The following is a 23,206-nucleotide window of genomic DNA, read 5'->3' on the forward strand; positions in this document are numbered from 1 at the left end:
CTCCGCTGCCGATCATGTGGTCGCGGTGACCGCTCCCCCGGGAGGTGCATTAAGTGTCACGGCTCGTGCGTTTCAGCGTGGACGAAGGTGACTCCGTCGTCGTCGAGGTCGACGACGGGCGGGACGACAGCGTGCTGGTCGCGGGCGGTCGGGGGATCGAGGACGCCACGGAGACCTTCACCGAGAAACTCTCCGCCGTGCGCAAAGCGGTTTCGGCCACGCTCGACGAACTGGGAAACTCGTTGAAGCCGGACGTCATCAAAGTGACCTTCGGCGTGAAACTCACCGCGGAGGCGGGAGCGGTCATCGCCAAGTCGTCCGTGGAGGGAAATCTACATGTCCAGATGCAGTGGGGCTATGAACATCCCGAGGACGGGCAGCAGGATTAGGCGTTGGCGCCGCGACTCAGCGGTGGCCGACCACGTTGACCACGCGGCCGTTCGGGTCGCGGACGAAGAACCGACGCACACCTCACTCCTCGTCCTGGAGGGGGTGCACGATCTCCGCGCCGCTCTGGGCGACGGCGGCGTGGACCGCGTCCACGTCGTCCACCTCGATGCTCATGTCCGGTGCGACGGAAGCGGATTGATCGTGGCCTTCCCCGGCGGCGGCGGGACACACCCGCCGCCGCATTCGGACGCGCTATGCCGCTCGGGTCGTCAGCGAGGCCTCGACATCGACGCAGTAGTTCAGCTCGACGCGCTTCCCGTCGGGGGTGCCGACCGCCGCGAAGAGCGCCTCAAGTCCGATCGGCAGTTCCGTGTTCCACTCATCGTCGTCGTCCCAACCGATGTCGAGAGCGGTCAGGATGAGACCGGGACCCGAGTAGGAGAGCGCCAGTGACACATCGCCGAGCGAGGTGATGTCCAACGCGACCTCGCCCGCCGTGTTGACGCGGCTGCTGCTGACCCCGAGCACCAGGACAGGCCCGTCGTCACGTCGCAGTCGTACCTCCAAGTCCTTGCCACCGCCCACGAACACCAGTTCCTTCAGGGCCAAACCGTCGTCGGGAATGGCCAGGGACCACGTGCTCTTCGTCATCAGACCTCCAGAGAGCGGGTGTCGGATACGCGCCTCCAGTGCGACGCCTCGACCTCTGGTATACGAGTCGCTACTGACAGTTCTCGCTTCGTGGTGTGCGGGCATGGGAAAGGCCCCCGTCCGGCAGGGGTGCCGGACGGAGGCCGGTCGCCGCGATGGGCTCCCGCGTTGGGAGCGGTCAGTCGAAGAGGTCTTCGGCGCGGTCCACCGTGGCGGAGCGGCGGATCCACGCGTGCAGAGTGTCCAGGTCGGTGCAGGACTCGATCCGCTGGCGGACCTCATCGGTGACAGCTCGAACCCGGGGTGCCCGATGCTGATCGGCTGCGCGCACCATTTCGCCAGCGAATCGGTGGGGCACAGGACCACCAGCACCGCAGGGCACTGCAAACGGGTGTGGAGGTTGACCAGGTAGGCGGGCCAGCTGAACCGCTTCGTCTTCTCGTGGTCGTTCTGGCGCTCGACCACGACCGCCAGGACGTGGCGGGGTCCGTCGCGCAGCAGCACGGCCCCGTCGCTGTTGAGCTCCTTGGGTGAGAATTCCTCACATCGCGGTCGCGCTGTCAGTCGTCGGCTGAGCCGAACCACGTCCGCAGGTGGCCGACCAGGTCCCGCTGGTCCTGGCCGACCCACGCCACATGGCCGTCCGGCCGCAGCAGCACGGCGGGCGGCTCCAGTTCCTCGCTGGTGTCGACGACGTGGTCGACCCGGTCCGTCCAGCCCCCGACCGACAGCCCGCCCGTCTGGTCGAGGAGGATTCCGCGCCCGCCGTGCATCAGACCGTAGAGCCGCCCCCGTTTCAGGCCGATGTCGCGCAGCCGCCGGCCGAGCAGGTCATGGCCCTCGCCGAAGTCGTAGCGGACCCCGATCGCGGTGACCTTTCCGATCAGGTACCGGTTCACCTCCTCGAACTCCATCAGCTCCGACAGCAGTTTGCGGACCGCCCGGGGACCCGGCTCGGGGGACAGCAGTGCCATCTGCGCGCGGGTGTTGTCCAGCACGTCGGCGGCCACCGGGTGCCGTTCGGCGTGGTAGGTGTCGAGCAACCCGTCCGGCGCCCAGCCGTTGACCGCGGCGGCCAGCTTCCAGCCGAGGTTGACCGCGTCCTGCACGCCGAGGTTGAGCCCCTGGCCGCCGGTCGGCGGGTGGATGTGCGCTGCGTCCCCGGCCAGGAACACCCGGCCGACCCGGTAGCGCTCGGCCTGCCGGGTCGCGTCGCCGAACCGGGACAGCCAGCGCGGTGAGTGGATGCCGAAATCGGTGCCCGCGAAGGCCCGCAGCTGCCGTTGGAACTCCTCCAGGGTCGGCGCGGTCGCCCGGTCCTCGGCCACACCCTCGGCGGGCACGATGACGCGGTACACCCCCTCCCCGATGGGGACCGCGCGAACCGGAGGTGGGTCCTGCGGACCTCGGCCGTCACGGAGGCGAGCGTCTCCGGATCCTCGGTCAGTTCCATCTCGCCGAGCAGAGTCTCGACCTTGGCGGGCTCGCCGGGGAACGCGACGCCGAGCCCCTTGCGTACCGTGCTGCGGCCCCCGTCGCAGCCCACCAGGTAGCGCGAGCGCAGCCGCGTGCCGTCGGCGAGTTCGGCCGTCACGCCGTCCCCGTCCTGGCTCACCCCGACCACTTCGCCGCCGCGCTGGATCTCGACGCCGAGTTCGGCGGCGCGCTCGGCCAACAGGCGTTCGGTGACCTGCTGCGGGATGGCCAGGACGTAGGGGTGCGCGGTGTCCAGCCGTTCGGGCCACGCCCTGTCGATGGCGGCGAAGAAGCCGCCGGTGGCGAACTGCCTGCCGAGTGTGAGGAACCGGTCCAGCAGGCCGCGCTGGTCCATGATCTCGATGCTGCGCACGTGCAGACCCTGGGCGCGGGACTGCCTGGTCGGCTCGGTCAGCGTCTCCAGCACGGCCACGCGCACGCCGTGCAGTCTCAACTCACTGGCCAGCATCAGGCCGGTCGGCCCGCCGCCGACCACGATCACGTCGAACATCCATCCCCCATGTGTCGAAATCCAGCCAGGTGCGCGGGTTCTGGATTCCCGCTGTTTCTGGCTTCGATGGGAGATTGTGCGCCACGACCCGGGTCTTGCCGCAAGCCCCGGGGTGCGCTATACATTAAGAGTGGCAGGGAGCGAATTTATCTCCTTGCCTTTGTTTTTTCCGCCCGGAAGTGACGTGACGCACTCGTGCCGTACCACCGCCGCGTGTCAGCGGACGCCGGGAACGGGCAGGGGCGACGCTCCCGCCGGAACGCGCCGCTCGGGGTGTCCGTTGCTAGCCGTGCTGTCTGAGGGTGTCGATCAGGGCCGTCCACTCCCCGCCGGGGAAGCGGAGGGAGCCGAGGCCACGGTTCTGGGTGTCGCGCATGGCGATGGTCGAGGCCGCCAGGACGCCACGGGCCTCCACGCAGTCGCCGCCCTGGTGGTTGCTGTAGCTGGACTTGGTCCAGAGCTCACTCATCACGGGAGTTCTCCTCGAATCTCTGCCATCCGTGCCCGGGAGTCGGGGACAGTGAGCGCGGTGCCCTGGAGTTCGCCGAACACTCGCTTGTAGCTCTCAACAAGCCGGGGCTCCTTGATGGTCAGGCCTGCTTGGTGCCCCTCAATGTAGGCGAGTTCGTCACCGTCGGAAACGGTCATCAGCTTAAAGGACCCTTCCAGGCCGGGATGTCCCTCCGTCATCATCGGCACCACCTGGATGGTGATGCGCGGTCGGTAGGAGAGCGTGATCAATCGGTTGATCTGGGCACGCATCACTCCGGGGTCGCTGAACGTGCGCATGAGGGTGCTTTCGTCCAGAATGGCGGTGAAGACCGGAGGATGCGGGCGGTCCAGGATTTCCTGTCGCCGCATGCGGGTCCGCACCAACGAGTCAACCTGTTCGGGAGTGGTGTGCGGCGAGCCAAGCTGCGTGATAGCGCGGGCGTAGCACTCCGTCTGGACGAGGCCCGGGACGAGACCCAAGCCATACTGGCGAATCTCTGGCGAGTCTTGCTCCCTGTCGGCGGTCTCCTTGAAGTAGTCGATCATCCCGTTCGGGGAGAAGTACGCATCCCAGGAGTTGACCAGGACCCCACGAGCGATAAGCGCGGCGTCCAGGCGCGTTACATAGTCACGGGTCGTCCCTTTCGCTCCGGTCTCCAGTTCGCTCACCGCGCTCTGCGACACCGCCGCAGCTCTGGCCAGCTCCTGCTGCGTCATCCCGGCTCGGTTGCGGTACTTGCGCAGTAGAGCGCCGAATCGGAGCTTCGCGGGGTCGGTCTTCATCGCTGCCTCACCGCTGGTATCGCAGGGAAATCGAATCCCATCGCGAGCCATCCGAATGAGATCGACTTGTTCGATAACCCTAGACCCATGGTCTGAAGTGTTGGCAGGCTTCCTGAAAACAACGGTTTGACCTGCACGAACGGAATCCCTCGTGCATTCACGCATACCCCCGAAATCGGGACGCAAGGAAGCACGGTGAACACGGTGGCCTGGCACGTGAGCGATGACCACGCGCAGTATCGCGCCGCCGAGCGGCTGCACGAGCGGCACCGCCGCCTGTGGTGGGTGATGTGGGCTCCCGCGGCGCGCCGGTACTTCGCCTTCTACCAGGGCGACGCCGACGTCGAACCGATCCGCGCCGCCTCGCCGGAGGAGCTGGAACGCGGGATCCGTCGCGCCCAGGCGACGATCTCCCGCACGCATCCCGCGTCCTACTGGCGCTGCCCGGTCGCCGGATGCGCGTGGACCTCGGTCAACGCCGTGTTCCACAGCCCGTGCCCCCGGCCTCCCGCGGCCCGGCACTGACCCCCCGAACCAGACGTGCGCCTTTGCTCGGAGCGCACCCGGCCACAGACCCAGGAAGCCGACCATGACCCCGCAGCCACAGGCCGACCGTTCACCCCTGCCCCGCCGCCACCGCACGCGGACCGACCTGACGCCTGCGGCCCGAACGCGGCTCGCCGACCACGACGGGGACCCCCGACCCGACGAGGACCGCACCCGCGACCTGGCCCGGGCGGTGCGGGTGTTGATCGACCGCCGCCCGGAGGTCGCCCGGACTTCGGGGGAACCCTTCCCGATCTCCGGTGCCGTGGCGTCCCTGGCGCAGGTGCACCGCCTCGCCCTGAGCATCGGCGCGACGCGGGAGCCGCCGACATCCGCCGCCTGATCGACTCCCTCAGGGCCCTGCCCGGCCTGCTCGGACACGACGGGGACGCCGCCAGCGCCTAACATCCAGGACATGCGCATACTCGTGGTCGAGGACGACGACCGGGTCGCGCGCGGACTGGTCACCGCGCTGCGATCGGCCTCCTTCGACGTCCACCGGGTCGCCACGGCCGAACGCGCCCTGTCGGCCCCGCCCGCCGACGTCGTCCTGCTCGACCTCGGCCTCCCCGACGCCGATGGCATCGACCTCCTGCGCCGCCTGAGGGAGCGGCCCCAGACGGCGATCATCGCCGTGACCGCGCGGGGAGAGGAGCGCGAACGGGTACGCGGCCTGCGGGCGGGCGCGGACGACTACGTGGTCAAGCCCTTCGGCGTCGCCGAACTCCTCGCCCGCATCGACGCCGTCCTGCGCCGCACCCGGGTCGCGCGCGCCGAGGCGACGGACGCCGCACCGACCGTCGACGTCGGCGCGCTCACCCTGGACCCGGGCACCCGCGAGGCCCGCATGGGCGAACGCGACCTGCACCTGACGCGCAAGGAGTTCGACCTTCTCACCCTGTTGGCGTCGCGCTCGTCGTCGGTGGTCGCCCGCGACCAGATCCTCGACCAGGTCTGGGGCGCGTCCTGGGAGGCGTCGTCGCGCACACTGGACACCCACATCGCCTCGCTGCGCGCCAAACTCGGCTCGGCGGTGCGCATCCGCACGGTACGGGGCGTCGGCTACCTGCTCGACGAGGCGTGACACCGTGCTCCGGCGCCTGCTCGCCCTGCTGCTCCCGGCCGTGTTCGTCCTGGTCGCGGCGGTCGCGGTGCCCATCGGCGGGGTGATCGCCCAGCAGCGCACCCAGGGCGTGTACGTGGACCTGCTGGCGGACGCGGGACGGTTCGCCGCGCTGGCCAGAACGGCGCTGGAGACCGACCGGCCCGACGCCCTCACCCAGGAGATGGCCCGTTACGAGGACCTGTACGGCGTCCCGGCCTCGATCGTCGCCCCGGACGGGCGGGTGGTCGGCGGTTCGGGGAGTGTCGAACGGCTGGAGGGCGTGATCGCGGGGGTGACGACGCGGACGGGCGTCACGGCCGCCATGGCGGGTGCGCGTCCGGAGCCGCCCGGCGCGGTCTGGCCCTGGACGACCGCGCCGATGGTCGTGGCCGAGCCGATCGGCCGGGACAGCGAGGTCGTCGGAGTGGTGGTGCTGGTCGCCCCGACGAAGCGGCTGGCCTCGGACGTGCGCACCGCGTGGGGCTGGATCGCCCTGGCCAGCCTGGTGCCGTTGGCCCTGCTGACCGCGTCGGCGCCGCCGTTGTCCCGGTGGGTGCTGCGGCCGATCCGCCGCCTGGACGCCGCCACCACCGCGGTCGCCTCGGGCGACCTCGACGTGCGCGTCGACGCGGCGGGCGGACCGCCCGAACTGCGGCGGCTGACGGAGTCGTTCAACACGATGGTGGAGGTCGTGCGGCGTGCCTTGGACCGACAGCGCGCATTCGTCTCCGAGGCCTCCCACCAGCTGCGCAACCCCCTGGCGAGTCTGCGGCTGTCGGTGGAGAACCTCGCTCCGCATCTGAGCGGCCCCGAGGCACGGGAGGCGCACGAGGTCGCGGTCGACGAGGCCACGCACATGCACCGCACGCTGAACTCGCTGCTCGCCGCCACCCGCCTGGAGAGCGTGACGGGCACGGAGGCGGTCGAGCTGGGGCAGGTGCTGGGCACGCGCGTGGACCGGTGGCGGGCACTGTGCGGGGCGCGCGGGTTCGTCCTGGCCGCGGACGTGCCGGAGGGGGTGTGGGTGCGGGCCCCGGCGGGCGGTCTGGGCAGCATCCTCGACGAGTTGGTCAGCAACGCGTTCCGGCTGTCGGGGGGAACGCGGATCGAGGTGCGGGTGCGGGCCGGGCGTGCAGGGTCGGGGGAGGGGGACCGGGTGCGGATCGGGGTGTTCGACGACGGCGTCGGGCTGACGGAGCAGGAGCGCAGATCGGCGGTGGACCGGTTCTGGCGGTCGTCGCGGCACCAGAACGTGGAGGGCACCGGCATGGGGTTGGCGATCGTCGCGGACCTGGCCCGGGAGGCGGGTGGGGAGTTCCTGCTGGAGGAGGGGTTGGCGGAGGGCGACCGGCCAGGCTTGGCCGCGGTCCTCGCGCTTCCGGGGGCGTCGCCGGAGTAGGAGCCCGCCCGGAAGGGGACTCGTGCCTGGAGGAGGGCGCAGAGAGGGTCGCGCGCCGTCGCGGCGGCGGTGACGGTCGTGCTCAGATCGGCTTGTTGTCGCGGAACCAGCGCTCGGCCCCCGGGTGCAGGGGGACGTCCCCGGTCGAGATCCCGGTACGGACGTTGATCTGGGCCGCCTCCGGGCGGGTGGCCGCCAAGTGCGTGGAACGGGTGAACAGGGTGTCGGCGACCAGGTGGGCGAGGTCCTCGTCGAGGTCGTTCCGGCACAGGAGCAGGTTGGGGACGGACAGCGTCGGCGTCGTGGGCACGCCCTCGTAGGTGGTGGCGGGGATCGAGGCGGGGAAGTACGCCTCGGGGTGGGCCTGCGCCAACGCGTCGGCGGCTTCGCTCAGATCGATCAGGCGCACGGTGCGGCGCAGTGCCAGGCTCGCGATGGCCGGTGTCGGGATTCCCGTCAGCGAGAGCATGGCGTCCAGCTCGCCCCGGCTCAGCAGGTCGGCGGAGTCGGCCTGGTTCACCAGGACGGCGTCCACGGTCAGCCCGTAGGCGTCGGCGATCCGGGTGGTCGTGAACTCGGTGCCGGAGTCGGATGCGCCCAGGGACACCCGCAGCCCTTCCAGGTCGGCGAGCTCCCGCACGGGAGAGTCGGCCATGACGAGCAGGTGCAGAAAGCTGTCGTAGACGCGCCCGATCGCGGACAACCCCTCGGACTCGGTCACCTCCTCCGCCGTCACCAGGTCCAGGTTGGCCAGCCCCAGTTGTGCCTGCCCGGACGCGAGCAGCCGCACGTTGTCCAGCGACGCGCCGCTCTCCACGGACCGGACATCGGTCCCTGGCATCCGCTCGTCCAGGACGTCGGCCAGAGCCCCGCCGATCTCCCGGTACACCGCGCCGGGCGGTCCGGTCGCGATCACCAACTCCGGAGGTGCGGGCACGTCCCCGTGTCCGCACGCGGTGAGTCCGCCGACGACGGCGGCAGTCGCGCCGACCAGCACGCTGCGCCGGTCCGGTCCCCTCGCTCGCATATCCGCAGCCTAGACCCGGGACGTACGCCACGGGCACGTGCTCCGCCGTGCGACGTCCCGACGCGACGCCACCCGGGCCCGTCGCGCGGGACGGCGGAGCGCGCGGAATGGGGCACGGGGCACACTCCTACGCCTGCGGCGCACTCCCCAAACCCGCGAGCGGTGCGGGCACACACGAGGCACCGATGACGGCGCGTCCGACCTCGGGGGCACACGGTGCCGCAATGTCAGGGGAATCCCAACTCTTCCCCGCGCGGATTGCGGGGCAACCGCCCACGTGACCACCATCACTCCACCACGACCGTGTCATCACGGGGAAACCGCGAGCGACGCCGCCGCTCCAGGTTTCGCCCGGCGGGTGCCCGGCATCGACCGTCACCCCTCGCCCGCACAGGAGGAACACCATGGTCACCGACGACCCCGGCGCCGGCGCGCGCGACAGCGCGCCCGTCCCCCGGGAATCCGCCCCCCGGGATTCCGTCTCCCCGGACAAGGACCGCGCCGGCGGCGACCGCGACGTCAACCCCCTTGCGCGCGGGATCGGGCTCATCCTCGGGCCGGTGCTCGGTCTGCTGACCTTCTTCCTGCTCCCCGACATGCCGCTACCGCTGCCCGACGGCGGGGGCATGGGCGACCCGGCGGTCAACGGCCGTCTGGTCGCGGCCGTCACCGTGTTCATCGCGACCTGGTGGGCAACCGAGGCCATTCCGATCCCCGTCACCTCGCTGCTGCCCCTGGTGGCCTTCCCGGTCCTCATCGACGGCGTGGCCGTGGGCGACGTCGCGCCGTCCTACGGCTCGCCGACCATCTTCCTGTTCATGGGCGGGTTCATGCTCGCCCTGGCCATGCAGCGGTGGAACCTGCACAAGCGCATCGCGCTGACCATCGTGTCCAAGGTCGGCTCCAACACCGTCGGGCTCGTCGGCGGGTTCATGGCGGCGACCGCGTTCATCTCCATGTGGGTCTCCAACACGGCCACGACCGTGATGATGCTGCCGGTCGGACTGTCGGTCATCGCCCTGATCACACAGTTCCGGGGCGGTAGGACGGACGCGAACTTCGCCACCGCGCTCATGCTCGGGATCGCCTACTCCGCCTCGATCGGCTCGGTCGCCACGCTGATCGGCACGCCGCCCAACGTGCTGATGGTCGCGTACCTGTCCGAGTTCCACGACATCACCATCGGGTTCGGCCAGTGGATGATCGTCGGCCTTCCGATCGCCGCCGTCTTCCTCCTCCTCGCCTGGATCCTGCTGGCCCGCCTGATCTTCCGGCCGAGCGTCCAACGGATCGAGGGCGCCCAGGACCTGATCCGCGAGGAGCTGCGCGCGATGGGCCCCGTCTCGCGGCCGGAGAAGCTGGTCCTGGCCGTGTTCGTCACGGCGGCGACGGCCTGGATCTTCGTGCCGATGCTGGCCGGGAACGAGGTCGTCGGCGGCGCGCTGCCGTGGCTCGGCAGCATCACCGATCCCGTTGTCGCCATGGCCGTGGCGGTCGCGCTCTTCCTCATCCCGGCGGACCGGACCACGCGCCTGTTGGACTGGGACACCGCGGTCACCCTGCCGTGGGGCATCCTGCTGCTGTTCGGCGGCGGCATCGCGATCTCCGGCCAGTTCACCGCGTCCGGCCTGAGCGCCTGGATCGGCGGCCAGGTCTCCGCGCTCGGCGGAGTGCCGGTCTGGGTGCTCGTTCTGGCCGTCACCGCGATCGTGCTGATGCTGACCGAACTCACCAGCAACACCGCCACCACGTCGACCTTCCTGCCGGTCCTGGGCGGTGTCGCCGCCGGGCTCGACGTCGACGTCCTGGTCCTGGTGGTCCCGGCGGTCCTGGCCGCGTCGATGGCGTTCATGCTGCCGGTGGCCACGCCGCCCAACGCCATCGCCTTCGGGTCGGGCTACGTGAACATCAACCAGATGATGCGCGGCGGCGTGTTCCTCAACCTCGCGGCGCTGTTCGTCATCCTGCTCGGGATGTACGCGCTCGCCGGCTGGGCGCTGCGGATCCCGTTGTAGGGCTGCTCGGAGCTCTCTCCCCACAGGGTCGGGCGCGCGTCCCGGGGTGACCCGCCCCACCGGGGCACCCAATCCGCCGGAACGCCCCTGACCCGAGGCGGCCTGGCCGGACGGTGCTCCCGTGGCTCTCACGGTCCGTTCGGACCAGGCCGCCCGTTCCCGGGGCCGTGCACGGTGAACGCCGTGCACGGCCCTTTCGCGTGTACGGGACCGGAGATATTCCTTGACACGAATATTCTTCTTGAGGAATACTTCTGGGCATGGACGAACTCCTCGCGGCACTGGCCGACCCGGCCCGGTGGCGGCTCGTGCACCTGCTGGCCGAGCGGCCCCGGTCGGTCGCGTCCTCGCCCGGCTCGCCGGGGCGCGCCAGCCGCAGACCACCAAACACCTGCAGACCCTGGAGCGCGCCGGAGTCGTCACCTCCCAGCGCACCGGTCAGCGCCGCGTCTACGCGCTTCGCCCCGGTCCACTGCGGGACCTGGCGGCCGCGCTCGGGCGGCTCGCCGACGCCACGGAGCGGGCCGAGGGCCCCCAGGCCGTCTTCGACCGCTACGGGCTCAGCATGGGCACCGAGCGGCTCGCGGCCGAGGAGGGGGCGGGGTGGGCCGACGGGCGCTCGTTCGGGTTCCACCGCGCCCTGGCGGGAGACTCGGAGACGGTCTGGCGCCACCTCACCGAGGCGTCCCTGCTCGCCCGGTGGTGGACGCCCGAGAGCCTGCGCACCTCCGAACTCGTCTTCGAGGCGCGTCCGGGCGGTCGGATCCTCCAGGAGTACCGCGAGGCCGAGGACACCGACGGCTCCGAGCCGGTCGTCGGGCGCGCGGAGGGGGTCGTCGAGGAGGCGGCCCCCGGTGAGCGCCTCGTCTACCGGCTCTCGCCCCTGCTGCCCGACGGCGGCCCCGCCTTCACCGCCCACGTCGCCATCACGCTCCGACCCACCGGGGCCGGGACCGATCTCGACGTCGGCTACCTGATCACCGACAGCACGGTCGAGTCCGCCGACTTCGTCGCCGGCATCGAGATCGGCTTCGGCCAGAGCCTCGACCAGCTCGCGGCGCGCATCGCCGCGGACGCGCCCGACACCGGCAGCACTGCCAGCACCGACAGGAGAAGCTCATGGGACGACTGATCATCAACACCGCCATGACCGTCAACGGCGCCTTCGAGGCGCCGGTACCCGCGTCGAGCGGTGGGTGGCTGGTCACCGACCCCGACAGCATGCGGGCCTCGTTGGAGATGTGGCGGGCGGCCGACGCCATGCTGCTCGGGCGCAGGACCTACGAGGGCCTGTCCACGGTGTGGCCCGAACTCGCGGGCGTTCCGGGGTTCGGGGCGTACGCGGCGCGGATGAACGGCATGCCCAAGTACGTCGCGTCCCGAACGCTGCGCGCGCCGCTGGAGTGGAACGCCACCCTGCTCGACGGAGACCTCGCCGACGCCGTGAGGGCGCTCAAGGAGGAACACGACGGCGACATCGTCCATCCCGCCGCCGGTGAACTCGCCCGCGACCTGATCGCCCACGGTCTGGTCGACGAGTTCTGGTTCACCGTCAGCCCGTACCTGTGGGCGACCGGGCCGCGGATCCTCGACGGCATCGGACCCGTCCGGCTGGAGTTCACCGCGCGACGACCTTCCCCTCGGGCGTGGTCCGCCTCTGCTACCGGCCCGCCCCGGACGGCGCGTCCTCAGCCGGATGACCGCCGGGGAGCCATGCAACGCGGGGGCACGGGATCTCGTCTGAGGGGGAGCGGGGCGGTGCGCCGCCGAACTTCGCAAATTGGACAATGGGGACATGACCCACTGGCTCCTGCGCAACGGTTTCACGAGCTTGCTCACTCTGCTGTTCGGTCTCGGGATCGTCGCGCTCCCCACCCTCGCGGTCGCCGCGATCGCCCCGGACGGCACCGCCGACCTGGAGGACTACCGGGCGGCGGGGCCGTGTTCCTCGGCCCCGGCCGGGCCCTCCGACTGCCTGTGGACGGTGGAGCTCACCGTGTCGGATGTCCACCTGGACGACCGCGGCACCAGGAGCCCGTCGTACACCACGGTCCTGACGGACGCGCGCGGCGGCACGTGGGAGTCCTCCTACGGCGACCGGGGTCCCGTCGTCCACCGGCTCGACGTGGGAGACCGGGTCACCGGTACCGTCTGGCGAGGCGAGCTGACCGAGATCGCGTTCGAGGACCGGACCCAGGCGACCAGGGACGCCCCGGCCGACCTGCGCACGCGGGTCCTCATCGGCGCGCTGGTCAGCGTCCCCAGCGGCCTCCTCTTGGCGGCCACGAGCCTGTGGCGGCTGGCCCGCCTTCACGAACCCGAGCCGACCGAGGGGATGGGCGCGACGCTGGGCCTCTCCGGCACGCTGATCGCCATCGCGTGCCTCGCCCTGGTGCTGACCAGCCGCCTGGGTGAGAACCTCTGGGCGGTCCTGGCCGTCTGGCTGCCGCTGAGCGCGCTGGCGGCGTTCGGGTTCCGCCTCTCCGTCACTCGCAGGCGGGCCAGGACGGCCGAGGGCGTCGAGGGCGCGGACGGATCCGCTGCGCCCTAGACCGGGGTGTGCCGCAGCGCGGCCTCCACGCGGACGACCAGGTCCCGGGCGAAGGACTCCTCCTCCTGGCGCCGGAAGATGTACAGCCACGCGAACACCGGCCCGAGGATCAGTGAGTGGGCCAGGTCGCGCTCCGGTGGCGCCTCGATCTCGCCCCGCGCGACCGCCCGGTCCAGGGCGGCCCGCACACACGCCCGCTCCCGGGCGAGGAAGGTCTCCTCGAACCGGTCGGCCAGGGCCGGATCGCTCAGGAAGTCCGAGATCAGACCGGGGGCGGCGGCCCGGGCGGTCGGGGCGCCCAGCGAGTCCAGGATCTCCCGGACGAGTGCGGTCAGGTCGGCGGTGAGCGACCCCCCGTCGGGCGGCGGCTCCAGGTCCACGTCGTGGACGGCGGCGGCGAAGACCAGTTCGTGCTTGGAGGCGTACCGGCGGTAGATGGCCGCCTTGCCCACCCCGGCCGCCGCCGCGACGGCGTCCACCGTGAGCCGCGAGTAGCCCTGCTCGGCGAGCACCCCCCTGGTCGCGGCCAGGATGGCCTGGTCGACCCGTTCGTCCCTGGGGCGGCCCACCATCAGAGCGCCGCCTCCGGCCGCACGCGGCCGTCGCCGCCCCGGGCCGCGCGCCGCGCCCTGACGATCAGCAGAACGGCGGGGATCCAGAGCAGGGGGAAGGGCGAGGGGAACATCGCCCCGGCCACCGTGCACCAGACGCCGAGCGTCCACGCGACGAAGGCCGGAGGGACGATCGCCCGCAGACCCATCCACCGGATGATCAGGCCCAGCGTGGCCACCGGCACCCCGAAGGAACCGACGGTCAGCCAGAACGCCCCCAGGGACGGGGGCGGCTCGGCCAGGCTCCCGCCGATCGCCCACAGCGTGCCGGTGAACCAGCCGGGGACGTGGGTCGTGGTCAGGAGGAGGCCGATCACGGTGTGGGCGACACCGAGGACCGTGACGCACCATCCGGCGACCACGACCGGGCGCAGCGGTGCGGCGGCGTCGGGGGCGGCCGCGCGCTCGGAACGGGTGGAGGCCATGGCGACTCCTTTATGGAACGATCAGTTTCGGAACGACTTGTCTCGTAATATGCCACGCCGCAGAAAGTCCTCCCACCCGACCCCCCGTCAACGCCGCCGCCCCGCCCGACCAGGCGCGAAGCGGGGCGAAACACGGGGAAACACCGGCTTCACGCCGCGACGCGGCCCCCGAAGCACGGCCTTCCTGCCGTCGGGCCCCATGGACACACCGATGTATACACGGCCCGACCAGAGGAGCGACGGAACGGCCACCTCGCGTCGCGACCGGGTCTACGCCCTCATGCGCGAGGAGTTCCACGCCGCCCTCTCCCAGGCCTCCGGCAACCGCGCCCTCACCGAGTCCCTGGTCCCCCGTCAACCAGCGCGTCCGCGCGACACGGTCGAGGAGGGCCAGCCGATCGTCCGGCTGGAGGCGATGAAGCCGGAGGTCGTGGTCCGGGCGCCCCGCGCGGGTACGGTCTCCGGCATCCAGGTCGCACCCGGACAGCACCTCGACCCGGGGCGCGCCATGGCCGTCATCACGCAGGGAGGAGCCTCCTGATGCCCACCCGCACCGAACGCGTCCACGACGCCTACCGGAGGATCGCCGAGGCTGACCGGCCCGAGGTCTGGATCACCCCGCGCCCCGAAGCGGACCTGCTCGTGGCGGCGAAGGCGGTCGAGGACCGGCTCGCGGCCGGGGAGGAACTGCCGCTGGCGGGGACGGTCGTCGCGGTCAAGGACAACATCGACGTGGCGGGTCTGCCGACCACGGCGGCCTGCCCGGAGTTCGCGTACACCCCGGAGACGAGCGCGACCGCCGTCCGGCGGCTGGTGGACGCTGGCGCGCTCGTGCTCGGCAAGACCAACCTGGACCAGTTCGCCACGGGGCTTTTCGGTGGTGGGGTTCGGCTGCGAACCATCCGCCGCCGAGGGCACGGAGGACATCAGCCGCCACGGCGGGTGGCTTGCCTACCGGGCGTCCCTGGAGGGCTGAGTCAGGCGAGGAGCCCCCGTTCGTCGCGCGACGAACGGGGGTTTTCCGCTGCGCTCCGCGGTAGCCCATCAAAGCCATTCATTTCGGGCGAACGGGATTGTTCTGGCGTGATCAAGGTGGGGATATCGACCTTAATTAATGCCTCCTGAGCTGCGGCGATGTGCTCCCGGTCGAACTTTCTCCGAAGAACTTCGCGGAAAAGTCCCCCACCACTCCCCCCACCCCCTATTCTGCTACCGAACACCCAACTTCATACACGGAAGACCCCGCGACGATTGAACACGTCCGGGGTCGTGGCCAGCAACCTCAACCCTTTAACGCAAAGGAATTGCCAGCATGCGCGATTATAGCGCGGCCTTCTTCGCCCTGCTCGGGATGTACCTGAAGGCGCTGTTCACCCCCGCACGCGGCCGTCACTCGGCCGCCGCCCGCCGCCGTCGTTCCACCCGGGTCCGCCCCTACGCGCCCGCCCCGGTCGAGGCCACCGCGCCTCCCGTCCCGAAGCCCGTCTTCGCCGTCGATCCCGCGCGAGCCCAGGCCGAGGCCACCGCCCGCCTGCACGGCTGGATCCCCAAGCAGAGGCCGCCTGGGGGCGACCTGCTCGCCGCGCCCGTGCAGCCGACGCCGGGGGAGTTCGACGAACTCGCCGCCCTGGTCCGCACCTGGCAGCGGCAGCGGATGCAGCAGGCTCAGCGGCGTGCGGCGGTGGCGGTGTGAGCACCCTCGACATCATCGTGCCGGGCCTCTACTGGCCCTACCGCTCCTACGCGGGCGAGCTGTCCGAACTCGCCCGAGTCCGGGCCGATCTCGGTCGCGACCTGGTCGGTTTCGAGCCGGACCTGGTGGACGCCGTCCAGCTCGTCACCAGCGAACTCGTGGCCAACTCCGCCAAGTACGCCCGCCCGGGTGGGGAGGTCATCCGCACGATGTGCCTGCTGGACGGGCGGATCCTGCGGGTGGCCGTCAGCGACCCCGGCGGACCGACCCGGCCGCGTATCCCCACCGAGCGCACCGCCGACGAGTGGGACTCGGCCGAGGGGCAGCGCGGGTTGCTGCTGGTCGAGAACCTGGCGACCAGTTGGGGGTTTTACGCCTTCCCCGAGTGGTCGGGCTACGCCACCCAGGTCTGGGCGGCGTTCGACCTCGACCCGATCTGACCCGCCGCCGGTGCCCCGTGGACAGGCGACCGTTCACGGGGCACCGGGGCGTCAGCGGGTGACGCTCGCGAGCAGCTTGACCCACTGGTCGGTGTCGAAGGCCAGGGAGCCGTGTTCGCGGTGTTTGGTGTCGCGGACCTCGGCGCCGGACTCGTGCTCGCGGACCTCCACACAGTCGGCGCTTGAGGGGCTGTAGCTGGACTTGTGCCACATGGTCAGATCATTCCTTCCATCTTTTCGCGGGATTGTTCGGCGGACAGGGCTGACCCAAGTGCCCGCTTGAATTGGGAGCTCATCCGTTCGTGGTCGATGGTGTCGTCGTGTAGAACCACGCCTCGGTTGTGCTCGCTGGCGGTCACCACGCCGCCGTCACACAGGTGGAAGAGCATCAGGGGTGACACCAGGCCGACGACAGCGCCGTCCGAAAGCAGGTGTACCCGGGCGCGGCCACCGTCCCGTGGTGTTCGACCTGTCCGACTTCCTCATCCGCGCACACCTGGACGCCCGCCTGACCTCCGCCGGGTGGGACGGTCGCCTGATCCTGCCGGAGACGGTGGTGGACCTGTCCGACATCGGCGCCGTCTACCACCGCCGCTGCCCGCCCTTCGATCTGCCCGAGGCGATGAACGCCGACGAACAACGCTTCGCCCGAGTCGAGGGCCGCTTCGGGTTGGGCGGGGTGCTCGCCAGCCTCGGAGCGCACTGGGTGTCGCACCCCTCGACGATGGCGGATGCCGAATACAAGCCCGTTCAGTACGCCGCCGCCGTCCGGGCTGGCCTGGAGTTGCCGCCGACCTGGGTCGGTAACGTCCCCGAGTCCACGAGCGCGTTCCTTGCCCGGCAGGGCGGCGCGGGCGTGTACAAGCCGCTCGGTGGTGCCTTTCACGTCGAGGGGTGTCGAACACAGGTCGTCTACGCCAACCGGATCACCGACACCGAAGAGCTACGTGACAGCGCACTCGCCCTGACAGCGCATTGCTTCCAACAGTGGGTGGACAAGGACTACGAAGTTCGCGTCACGGTTGTCGGGACGCGGCTGTTCGCCGTGGCCATCCACGCCACCTCCGAGGCCGCCTACGTCGACTGGCGCACCGACTACGCCTCTCACCGCTACGAGGTCGTCGAAGTCCCTGACACGGTACGCGAGGGTCTGGAACGCTACATGCGGGCCTTCGATCTCACCTACGGGGCAGCCGACTTCATCGTCTCCCCGGATGGGAGTTGGACCCTGTTGGAGGTCAACCCCAATGGGGAATGGGGGTGGCTCGCCCATCACTGTGACCTGCCCATCGGGCAGACCATCGCTGACCTACTGGAGAAAGGACAGACGTGACCGGTGCCGCGCATCCGTCCGCGTCGGTGCTCACCGATCAACTCGCGCAGGCAGGCGTGTTCGCGTCCGGCTCGCCGTTGTCCGAGGCGTTCCGCCGTGTCGACCGGGGCGCGTTTGTCCCCGCCTTCGCCCTGAACGAGCACACCCCACAGGGCACGCGGTACCGCCTCGTGCGCCGGGACGTGGCCGCGCAGCGCGAGGAGTGGGCGTCCCATGTCTACGCCGACGAGACGCTGGTCATCGAGGTCGAGGGGGAATCGGTCGCACGCGCTCTGCCCGAGGGCGCCGGCACGGGTCGGTGGACCAGCTCATCCACGATGCCGAGCCTCATGGCCCGGATGCTCGACGAACTGGGGTTGGACGACAATTCCCGGGTCCTGGAGATCGGTGTGGGTTCGGGCTACAACGCGGCCATCCTCAGCGAGCGTGTGGGTTCGGAGCGCGTGACGAGTATCGACATCTCACCGCGCCTCGTCTCCGACGCCACCGAGCGTCTCGCGAGGGCGGGCTATCACCCGGTCGTCGCGGAGTACGACGGCCACAAGGGCTATCCGGACCGGGCTCCCTACGATCGGATCATTTCCACCACGGCCTTCACCCACGTCCCTTCGGCGTGGATCGACCAGGTCGCACCCGGTGGGCTGGTCCTGGTGAACATCGCGGGCGGTACCGGAGGTGCGATGCTCAAGCTCCGGGTGGGCGACGACGGCAGGGCACAGGGCCGCTTCCTGCCGGAGTGGGCGGGGTTCATGCCCGCGCGGAGTCACACGCCGCGCGCACGCGTGACGGTGGACGACGAGGGCGAGTCCGGTGTGAGTACGTTGGACCCCTCCCTGGTTAGCGAACCGGCGTTCGCGTTCGTGGCCCAGCTCGCCACGGTCGACGCCCACACGGTGCTCAGGGTCGCCGACGATGGCACCGAGTTCCTCGCCCTGGAGGGCGCGGACGGGGCGTGGGCGGAGGTCGACACCGAACCGGTCGACGGTGGGTTCGCGGTGTCCCAGGGCGGCCCGAGGCGGTTGTGGAGCGCCCTGGAGGCCACCCACGCGTGGTGGGTGGCCAACGGAGAACCGGACTGGTCGCACTTCGGTGTCACGGTGCACGCCGAGGATCAATGGGTGTGGTTCCAGAATCCGGACGGTCCCCGCTGGCCGCTGACGTGAGGCATGATCCTGCGAGCCGCTCCAGCCCTCTGCCCGGGGTGGTGGGCCGGGTACGGGAGGAACACGCCTCCACACACGGGGCCGTCGATCATCGCGTGGTGTGCGGGGACGCCAGGGCGGCCAGGTAGTCGTCGAGCAGCCCGACCTGGCGGTCGGGCGGGAACGCGGCGGGGTCGAACAGAGCCTGGACCACCAGGCCGAGCACGAAGGACTGGGCACCGGCCGCGATGCGCGCCGGATCGCCGGGGGGCAGTTCGCCGGTCCGCTGGGCGGTGGCGACCAGGTCGCGCAGCCTGTCGCGGCTTCGCGGTGTCCGAACGGCTCAGCACTCCAACGTTCGGCGGAGGAGGCGGATCAGGTCGGCATCCTGGAGCGGGACGGCCTCGGACGGCCGACGCCCCGCCACCCGGAAGGTGGCGGGGCCGTCCCGTCGCCGGTCAGGGGAGCGGGGTCAGGTGCTCTTCCCGGCCTCCGACGGGGAGGTCGCGGCCTGTGCGCGGTAGTGCCGGTTGCGGGCGCCCAGGATGACGATGGCGAGCACGGTCGCGATCAGCGACGCGATGAGCACACCCGACTTGGCGTGGGTGAGGTGCTCGGGCGAACTGGCGAAGGACAGCTCCGTGATGAGCAGGGACACGGTGAAGCCGATGCCCGCGAGCTGTGACATGCCGACGAGGTCGATCCATCTGAGACTGGGGTTGAGCTCGGCGGCGGTCAGCTTGGTCATGACCCAGGAACCGCCGACGATACCGATGACCTTGCCGACCACGAGGCCGAGGATGATGCCCAGCGCGGCGCGGTCGGTGAACACGGCGCCCATGCTGTCGAAGGCGACACCGGCGGAGAAGAAGGCGAAGATGGGCAGCGCCAGGCCGGCGGACCAGGGGCGCAGCAGCTGTTCGACGCCGTGGCTGGGGTCGTGGTGCTCGCCGGGCCGCTTGGAGGTGCGCATGAGCAGACCCATGGCCACGCCGGCGATCGTGGCGTGGACGCCGCTCTCGTGCATGAGGGTCCACACGATGACGGCCAACGGGACGTAGACGAGCCAGTTCGGGACCGCCGAGTCGTTGAGCTTGGCGGCCAGGCCCTTGCCGCGCTGGAGGTACCAGAAGACCACGAGGCCGAGGCCGGACACGGCCAGGGGACCGAAGTGGATCTCCTCGGTGTAGAAGACGGCGATGACGATGACGGCGCCCAGGTCGTCCACGATGGCCAGGGTCAGGAGGAAGGTGCGCAGCGCCGGGGGCAGCCAGCGGCCGATGACGGCGAGGATCGCCACGGCGAAGGCGATGTCCGTGGCCATCGGAATGCCCCAGCCCGGCATGGTCTCCGGTGTGGAGATGTTGACCGCCGCGTAGATCGCGGCGGGGATGGCCATGCCGCAGACGGCGGCGATGATCGGCAGCATGGCGCGCCGCGGGTTGCGTAGTTCGCCGTTGACGAACTCCTGCTTGAGCTCGTTGCCGACGACGAAGAAGAAGATCGCGAGGAGTCCGTCCGCCGCCCAGGTCTCCAGGGTGAGGTTCAGGTGCAGCGACTCGGGTCCGAACCGGATCCCGCGTAGGTGCTCGTAGGTCTCGCCGAAGGGCGAGTTGATCCACAGGAGCGCCAGTAGTGCCGCGCCGATGAGGACGAAGCCGCCGACGCTGTCACTGCGCAGGGTGTCCGCGACGCGGTTGAGCAGCGGGCTCGAGGGAGTGGGGTGCTCGATCGGGTCGATGCTCATGTGCGACGCTCCAGGACGTGACTCGACAGGGACTCGCCGACCAGTCTTCCCGGCACACCTGAGGCGCTCGGCGCCCCGCCCATGTTCACGGACCCTTGGGTGGATGTCCAGCCCAGAGGGCATGTGTCCGCGCCGAACCCGATTCGGTCGTTTCGCTATCGGGGAGGCGGGGACCGCGGCGGTGGGAGCCGCCGTCGGCGACCGGGACCAACGGGTTGGTTGGTTGTTGGCCCGGTCATGTCCCTGCCTGGAGTTCCGGTGACTACACGGCGGACATCGGGTCCTGTGATAACAGGCACCAGGCATCATATGTCAATGATTCGGGCGAACGGCCCGAGGGTTGCTCGGTGACGTCCGCCACTGACGCGCGCTCCTCCGGGTGTGCTCGGCGGGATTGCGCCGACGAAGGGGACTCCTACCCGAATGCGATGCTTTGATGTTCGTGTTCCGGTCATGAGAAATGTGACGCGCGTCCCATTCGTGCTCCGTGGGTTCGGTGCGGTCCGGGGAGAGGTCCGTGATCCCTGGTCACGGGGTGTCCGCGGCTAGCATGGGTGGTCGCGCCGAGCGGCGTCATCCGCCTCCGCGCCTCGGGCATCGGGGCTGGTGCGGCCGAACGCGACGGGTCTGGCATGACACGCGTCACCCGCGTACAGTCCGAAGATGGAGTGCCGGGAAGACTGGTCGGCGTTGAACACCCCTATCTGGAAACCAGGCGGCTGATGCTCGACTCCCACGTGCGTGGCGCGCACGTCTACCGATCCGAATCAGGTGCGCGAACCGTGCGCACCTGGTGCGAGGACGAGATCTCCCGGTGGACCGGGCTCGTTCCGCTTCCCGCGGTCACCTCCGAGCTCGGCACCACGCGGGCATTCCGCGCGTCGGCGGGGGCGGCCGGAGCGGGCACCCCCGTCGTGCTCCTGAACGGCACCAACTTCAACACCGCCAGTTCCGTCGAGCCGCTGCGCGTCCTGGCCCGCGACCGGCCGGTCATCTCCGTCGACGTCCCCGGCCAGCCCGGCCTCAGCTGCGGAGTCCGTCCCCGGTCGCCGCGTACCGCCGCCTACGGGGCCTGGCTGGACGAGGTACTGCCCCAGCTGACCGACGAGCCGGTGATCGTCCTGGGGCACTCCCTGGGCGCGGCGATCGCCCTGGCCGCCACCCCGTCCGAGCTGACCAGGGCGCTGATGCTCGTGAGCCCCGCGGGGCTCACCGCAGCCGGGCTGACCCCCGAGGTGATGCGGGCGGTGCTGCCGTGGATGATCGGGCCGCGCGACAGCAAGAGCACCCGGCTGCTCAACTCCATGAGCGGACCCGAACACGTCAGCACGGGCGTGCACCCGCTGGCGCCGTGGATGACCCTGGTCGCACGGCACTGCCGGACCAGCCTCGCGCCCGGACCGCTGACCATGGAGTGCCTGCGGCCGTGGTCGGACGTTCCCCGGATCGTGGCCACGGGATCCGACGACACCTTCTTCTCCCCGGCCCGGCTGCACGGGCCCGCCCGCCGCCTGCTCGACACGGACGTGCACGTGCTGGAGGGAGCCGGGCACCTCGCCCTGCACGAGTGTCCCGAACGCGTCGCCGCACTCCTGCGCGAGTTCGACTGACCGGTCCCGGGGCGCCACGGCCGGGCCCGGGTCCCGGGGGTGCGCGGCCGACCGCGGGGGAGGCGGGACGGCGGCGTGCGGATGCGGGCACCTCCGGACATCCACGGGTGAGCGCCATGGCGGCGGCCGCCCCTACCCGCTTAGCGTCGAGGGACACACGGCACCCCTCACTCCAGGGAGACATCTCATGCCCCTCACCGGTTCGCCAACCGCTCCGCCGCCCGGAAGCCCCGGCGGCAGCGACTTCGCCGAACTGTCCAGGCTCGTCCAGGCCGCGGGCCTCATGGACCGCACCCCGGTGTACTTCGGGGTGCGGCTGGCGCTCATCGGTCTGGCCTACGCCGGTGCGTGGGCGCTGTTCGTCCTCGTCGGCGACTCGTGGTGGCAGCTCGCCACGGCGGTGGCGATGGCGGTGGTGTTCGGTCAGGTCGGCCTGGTCTCCCACGAACTCGCGCACCGCCAGATCCTGCGCAGGCGCGGACCCAGCGAGTTCGTCGGCCGCATCGTCGGCAACCTCGGCATCGGTCTCGGGTACGGCTGGTGGCAGGACAAGCACACCCGGCACCACGCCAACCCCAACCACGAGGAACTCGACCCCGACGTCCAACCCGAACTCCTCGTGTGGTCACAGGACCAGGCGCGAGCGGCCCGGGGGCTGCCCGCCTTCCTCGGCCGGTGGCAGGCGTTCCTCTTCTACCCGCTCCTCACGCTGGAGGGCCTCAACCTGCACGTGGGCAGTGTGCGCGCGCTGTTCCGGCCCAGCACCAGGCATCGCCTCCTGGAGGGCGTCCTGCTCGGCGCCCACTTCGTGCTCTACCTCGCGGTGGTGCTCACCGTGCTGGAACCGCTCCAGGCGCTGGCGTTCGTCGCGGTCCACCAAGGGCTGTTCGGCGTCTACCTCGGCTGCGTCTTCGCCCCCAATCACAAGGGCATGCCCACGCTGAAGAGGGGCGAGAAGCTCGACTTCCTGCGCAAGCAGGTGCTGACCTCACGCAACGTCCGGGGCGGGTGGTTCACCGACATCGCCCTGGGCGGTCTGAACTACCAGATCGAGCACCACCTGTTCCCGAGCATGCCCAGCCCCCACCTGCGGCGGGCCCAGCCCATCGTGCGCGCGTACTGCGAGCGGATCGGCGTGCCGTACCACCAGACGGGATTCGTGCGCTCGCACGTCGAGGCACTCGTCCACATGCACGCCGCGGGCGCCCGCTCCGCGAGCGACGGAGGAGGTGAGGGGCCGGGAGCGGTCACCTCTCCGA

General features: G+C 70.7%; 25 protein-coding genes and 5 pseudogenes. 17 read left to right on the forward strand and 13 right to left on the reverse strand.

Annotation, left to right across the window (positions count from 1 at the left end; all coding sequences use genetic code 11):
• The first annotated feature begins 53 nt into the window (after window positions 1-53).
• Window positions 54-389, forward strand: coding sequence for a CU044_2847 family protein (locus BJF83_RS08455; protein ID WP_262391405.1), 336 nt, complete (start codon window positions 54-56; stop codon window positions 387-389).
• A gap of 16 nt (window positions 390-405) precedes the next feature.
• Here the strand turns inward: BJF83_RS08455 and BJF83_RS08460 are convergent.
• The 6 genes and pseudogenes from BJF83_RS08460 to BJF83_RS08485 form a co-directional block, all read right to left on the reverse strand.
• Window positions 406-591: pseudogene (locus BJF83_RS08460) on the reverse strand (VOC family protein); the annotation flags it as partial.
• A 51-nt stretch (window positions 592-642) separates the two neighbouring features.
• Complete coding sequence (locus BJF83_RS27390; protein ID WP_075925890.1) at window positions 643-1,041, reverse strand: hypothetical protein; 399 nt, start codon at window positions 1,039-1,041, stop codon at window positions 643-645.
• A gap of 178 nt (window positions 1,042-1,219) precedes the next feature.
• Window positions 1,220-1,375 (reverse strand): hypothetical protein, encoded by a 156-nt coding sequence (locus tag BJF83_RS27395; protein WP_158070344.1) that lies wholly within the window; start codon window positions 1,373-1,375, stop codon window positions 1,220-1,222.
• A gap of 226 nt (window positions 1,376-1,601) precedes the next feature.
• Window positions 1,602-3,028, reverse strand: a pseudogene (gene rox, locus BJF83_RS30430) (rifampin monooxygenase).
• 283 nt (window positions 3,029-3,311) lie between these two features.
• On the reverse strand, window positions 3,312-3,497 hold the full coding sequence (locus BJF83_RS08480; protein ID WP_394329311.1) for a DUF397 domain-containing protein: 186 nt from the start codon (window positions 3,495-3,497) through the stop codon (window positions 3,312-3,314).
• Window positions 3,497-4,303 carry a helix-turn-helix transcriptional regulator gene (locus BJF83_RS08485; RefSeq protein WP_075925852.1) on the reverse strand — a complete coding sequence of 269 codons (807 nt, stop codon included), beginning with the start codon at window positions 4,301-4,303 and terminating at the stop codon, window positions 3,497-3,499. Before BJF83_RS08485 ends, BJF83_RS08480 begins: the two co-directional genes overlap by 1 nt.
• 195 nt (window positions 4,304-4,498) lie before the next feature.
• Between BJF83_RS08485 and BJF83_RS08490 the strand changes: the two genes are divergently transcribed.
• The 4 genes from BJF83_RS08490 to BJF83_RS08505 all read left to right on the forward strand — a co-directional run bounded on the left by BJF83_RS08490 (window position 4,499) and on the right by BJF83_RS08505 (window position 7,353).
• Window positions 4,499-4,828, forward strand: a complete 330-nt coding sequence (locus tag BJF83_RS08490) for a hypothetical protein (RefSeq protein WP_262391406.1) — start codon at window positions 4,499-4,501, stop codon at window positions 4,826-4,828.
• A 64-nt stretch (window positions 4,829-4,892) separates the two neighbouring features.
• Window positions 4,893-5,192 (forward strand): hypothetical protein, encoded by a 300-nt coding sequence (locus BJF83_RS08495; RefSeq protein WP_075925853.1) that lies wholly within the window; start codon window positions 4,893-4,895, stop codon window positions 5,190-5,192.
• Window positions 5,193-5,264: 72 nt separating this feature from the next.
• The gene (locus BJF83_RS08500; RefSeq protein WP_075925854.1) at window positions 5,265-5,933 is read left to right on the forward strand and encodes a response regulator transcription factor; all 669 of its coding nucleotides are present in this window, start codon (window positions 5,265-5,267) and stop codon (window positions 5,931-5,933) included.
• Between the two features lie 4 nt (window positions 5,934-5,937).
• Window positions 5,938-7,353 (forward strand): HAMP domain-containing sensor histidine kinase, encoded by a 1,416-nt coding sequence (locus tag BJF83_RS08505; protein ID WP_075925855.1) that lies wholly within the window; start codon window positions 5,938-5,940, stop codon window positions 7,351-7,353.
• 82 nt (window positions 7,354-7,435) lie between these two features.
• On the opposite strand, the gene BJF83_RS08510 is transcribed toward BJF83_RS08505, so the two are convergent.
• The gene (locus BJF83_RS08510) at window positions 7,436-8,380 is read right to left on the reverse strand and encodes a TAXI family TRAP transporter solute-binding subunit (protein ID WP_075925856.1); all 945 of its coding nucleotides are present in this window, start codon (window positions 8,378-8,380) and stop codon (window positions 7,436-7,438) included.
• Window positions 8,381-8,784: 404 nt separating this feature from the next.
• On the opposite strand from BJF83_RS08510, the gene BJF83_RS08515 reads away from it, so the two are divergent.
• From BJF83_RS08515 to BJF83_RS08530, 4 genes and pseudogenes are all read left to right on the forward strand, one after another.
• Window positions 8,785-10,395 carry a DASS family sodium-coupled anion symporter gene (locus BJF83_RS08515; protein ID WP_075925857.1) on the forward strand — a complete coding sequence of 537 codons (1,611 nt, stop codon included), beginning with the start codon at window positions 8,785-8,787 and terminating at the stop codon, window positions 10,393-10,395.
• 298 nt (window positions 10,396-10,693) lie between these two features.
• On the forward strand, window positions 10,694-11,527 hold the full coding sequence (locus BJF83_RS08520; protein WP_262391407.1) for an SRPBCC domain-containing protein: 834 nt from the start codon (window positions 10,694-10,696) through the stop codon (window positions 11,525-11,527).
• 14 nt (window positions 11,528-11,541) lie between these two features.
• Window positions 11,542-11,955, forward strand: a pseudogene (locus tag BJF83_RS30940) (dihydrofolate reductase family protein); the annotation flags it as partial.
• A gap of 235 nt (window positions 11,956-12,190) precedes the next feature.
• The gene (locus BJF83_RS08530; RefSeq protein ID WP_075925858.1) at window positions 12,191-12,946 is read left to right on the forward strand and encodes a hypothetical protein; all 756 of its coding nucleotides are present in this window, start codon (window positions 12,191-12,193) and stop codon (window positions 12,944-12,946) included.
• On the opposite strand, the gene BJF83_RS08535 is transcribed toward BJF83_RS08530, so the two are convergent.
• Complete coding sequence (locus BJF83_RS08535; protein ID WP_075925859.1) at window positions 12,943-13,518, reverse strand: TetR-like C-terminal domain-containing protein; 576 nt, start codon at window positions 13,516-13,518, stop codon at window positions 12,943-12,945. The two genes, BJF83_RS08530 and BJF83_RS08535, sit on opposite strands and share 4 nt — an antisense overlap.
• Entirely contained in the window at window positions 13,518-13,982 is a 465-nt protein-coding gene (locus BJF83_RS27400; protein ID WP_075925860.1) for a DUF6463 family protein, read from the reverse strand. Before BJF83_RS27400 ends, BJF83_RS08535 begins: the two co-directional genes overlap by 1 nt.
• A 211-nt stretch (window positions 13,983-14,193) precedes the next feature.
• On the opposite strand from BJF83_RS27400, the gene BJF83_RS27405 reads away from it, so the two are divergent.
• From BJF83_RS27405 to BJF83_RS08560, 4 genes are all read left to right on the forward strand, one after another.
• Window positions 14,194-14,523 (forward strand): acetyl-CoA carboxylase biotin carboxyl carrier protein subunit, encoded by a 330-nt coding sequence (locus BJF83_RS27405; protein ID WP_075925861.1) that lies wholly within the window; start codon window positions 14,194-14,196, stop codon window positions 14,521-14,523.
• Entirely contained in the window at window positions 14,523-15,107 is a 585-nt protein-coding gene (locus tag BJF83_RS28735; RefSeq protein ID WP_262391408.1) for an amidase family protein, read from the forward strand. Before BJF83_RS27405 ends, BJF83_RS28735 begins: the two co-directional genes overlap by 1 nt.
• A gap of 187 nt (window positions 15,108-15,294) precedes the next feature.
• Entirely contained in the window at window positions 15,295-15,675 is a 381-nt protein-coding gene (locus tag BJF83_RS08555) for a hypothetical protein (RefSeq protein ID WP_075925862.1), read from the forward strand.
• Complete coding sequence (locus BJF83_RS08560; RefSeq protein ID WP_075925863.1) at window positions 15,672-16,115, forward strand: ATP-binding protein; 444 nt, start codon at window positions 15,672-15,674, stop codon at window positions 16,113-16,115. Before BJF83_RS08555 ends, BJF83_RS08560 begins: the two co-directional genes overlap by 4 nt.
• Window positions 16,116-16,166: 51 nt before the next feature.
• Here the strand turns inward: BJF83_RS08560 and BJF83_RS08565 are convergent, their stop codons facing one another.
• Window positions 16,167-16,328, reverse strand: coding sequence for a DUF397 domain-containing protein (locus BJF83_RS08565; RefSeq protein ID WP_075925864.1), 162 nt, complete (start codon window positions 16,326-16,328; stop codon window positions 16,167-16,169).
• A gap of 2 nt (window positions 16,329-16,330) precedes the next feature.
• Complete coding sequence (locus tag BJF83_RS27410) at window positions 16,331-16,546, reverse strand: hypothetical protein (RefSeq protein ID WP_394329313.1); 216 nt, start codon at window positions 16,544-16,546, stop codon at window positions 16,331-16,333.
• Here BJF83_RS27410 and BJF83_RS08570 point away from each other — a divergent pair.
• Together BJF83_RS08570 and tgmC are read left to right on the forward strand one after the other, a co-directional pair.
• Complete coding sequence (locus tag BJF83_RS08570) at window positions 16,510-17,448, forward strand: MvdC/MvdD family ATP grasp protein (protein WP_394329312.1); 939 nt, start codon at window positions 16,510-16,512, stop codon at window positions 17,446-17,448. The genes BJF83_RS27410 and BJF83_RS08570 overlap by 37 nt on opposite strands.
• Complete coding sequence (tgmC, locus tag BJF83_RS08575) at window positions 17,445-18,611, forward strand: ATP-grasp peptide maturase system methyltransferase (RefSeq protein WP_075925866.1); 1,167 nt, start codon at window positions 17,445-17,447, stop codon at window positions 18,609-18,611. Before BJF83_RS08570 ends, tgmC begins: the two co-directional genes overlap by 4 nt.
• An 88-nt stretch (window positions 18,612-18,699) precedes the next feature.
• Here tgmC and BJF83_RS26640 read toward each other — a convergent pair.
• Window positions 18,700-18,909 (reverse strand): annotated as a pseudogene (locus tag BJF83_RS26640) (TetR family transcriptional regulator C-terminal domain-containing protein); the annotation flags it as partial.
• A gap of 153 nt (window positions 18,910-19,062) precedes the next feature.
• On the reverse strand, window positions 19,063-20,337 hold the full coding sequence (gene nhaA / locus BJF83_RS08585; protein ID WP_075925867.1) for a Na+/H+ antiporter NhaA: 1,275 nt from the start codon (window positions 20,335-20,337) through the stop codon (window positions 19,063-19,065).
• Window positions 20,338-21,059: 722 nt separating this feature from the next.
• On the opposite strand from nhaA, the gene BJF83_RS08590 reads away from it, so the two are divergent.
• Both BJF83_RS08590 and BJF83_RS08595 read left to right on the forward strand, forming a co-directional pair.
• On the forward strand, window positions 21,060-21,947 hold the full coding sequence (locus BJF83_RS08590; protein WP_075925892.1) for an alpha/beta fold hydrolase: 888 nt from the start codon (window positions 21,060-21,062) through the stop codon (window positions 21,945-21,947).
• A 283-nt stretch (window positions 21,948-22,230) separates the two neighbouring features.
• A pseudogene (locus BJF83_RS08595) lies at window positions 22,231-23,154 on the forward strand (fatty acid desaturase family protein); the annotation flags it as partial.
• Window positions 23,155-23,206: the final 52 nt, after the last annotated feature.

The organism is Nocardiopsis sp. CNR-923 (assembly GCF_001942255.1).
In the GTDB taxonomy this organism is placed as follows: Bacteria; Actinomycetota; Actinomycetes; order Streptosporangiales; family Streptosporangiaceae; genus Nocardiopsis.

Excerpts from the sequence above, each read along its gene's own strand:
- BJF83_RS27390 (WP_075925890.1), bottom strand. The coding sequence starts at position 1,041 with ATGACGAAGAGCACGTGGTCCCTGGCCATTCCCGACGACGGTTTGGCC.
- BJF83_RS27395 (WP_158070344.1), bottom strand. The coding sequence starts at position 1,375 with ATGGTGCGCGCAGCCGATCAGCATCGGGCACCCCGGGTTCGAGCTGTC.
- BJF83_RS08480 (WP_394329311.1), bottom strand. The coding sequence starts at position 3,497 with ATGAGTGAGCTCTGGACCAAGTCCAGCTACAGCAACCACCAGGGCGGC.
- BJF83_RS08485 (WP_075925852.1), bottom strand. The coding sequence starts at position 4,303 with ATGAAGACCGACCCCGCGAAGCTCCGATTCGGCGCTCTACTGCGCAAG.
- BJF83_RS08495 (WP_075925853.1), top strand. The coding sequence starts at position 4,893 with ATGACCCCGCAGCCACAGGCCGACCGTTCACCCCTGCCCCGCCGCCAC.
- BJF83_RS08500 (WP_075925854.1), top strand. The coding sequence starts at position 5,265 with ATGCGCATACTCGTGGTCGAGGACGACGACCGGGTCGCGCGCGGACTG.
- BJF83_RS08510 (WP_075925856.1), bottom strand. The coding sequence starts at position 8,380 with ATGCGAGCGAGGGGACCGGACCGGCGCAGCGTGCTGGTCGGCGCGACT.
- BJF83_RS08515 (WP_075925857.1), top strand. The coding sequence starts at position 8,785 with ATGGTCACCGACGACCCCGGCGCCGGCGCGCGCGACAGCGCGCCCGTC.
- BJF83_RS08530 (WP_075925858.1), top strand. The coding sequence starts at position 12,191 with ATGACCCACTGGCTCCTGCGCAACGGTTTCACGAGCTTGCTCACTCTG.
- BJF83_RS08535 (WP_075925859.1), bottom strand. The coding sequence starts at position 13,518 with ATGGTGGGCCGCCCCAGGGACGAACGGGTCGACCAGGCCATCCTGGCC.
- BJF83_RS27400 (WP_075925860.1), bottom strand. The coding sequence starts at position 13,982 with ATGGCCTCCACCCGTTCCGAGCGCGCGGCCGCCCCCGACGCCGCCGCA.
- BJF83_RS27405 (WP_075925861.1), top strand. The coding sequence starts at position 14,194 with ATGTATACACGGCCCGACCAGAGGAGCGACGGAACGGCCACCTCGCGT.
- BJF83_RS28735 (WP_262391408.1), top strand. The coding sequence starts at position 14,523 with ATGCCCACCCGCACCGAACGCGTCCACGACGCCTACCGGAGGATCGCC.
- BJF83_RS08555 (WP_075925862.1), top strand. The coding sequence starts at position 15,295 with ATGCGCGATTATAGCGCGGCCTTCTTCGCCCTGCTCGGGATGTACCTG.
- BJF83_RS08565 (WP_075925864.1), bottom strand. The coding sequence starts at position 16,328 with ATGTGGCACAAGTCCAGCTACAGCCCCTCAAGCGCCGACTGTGTGGAG.
- nhaA (WP_075925867.1), bottom strand. The coding sequence starts at position 20,337 with ATGAGCATCGACCCGATCGAGCACCCCACTCCCTCGAGCCCGCTGCTC.
- BJF83_RS08590 (WP_075925892.1), top strand. The coding sequence starts at position 21,060 with ATGCTCGACTCCCACGTGCGTGGCGCGCACGTCTACCGATCCGAATCA.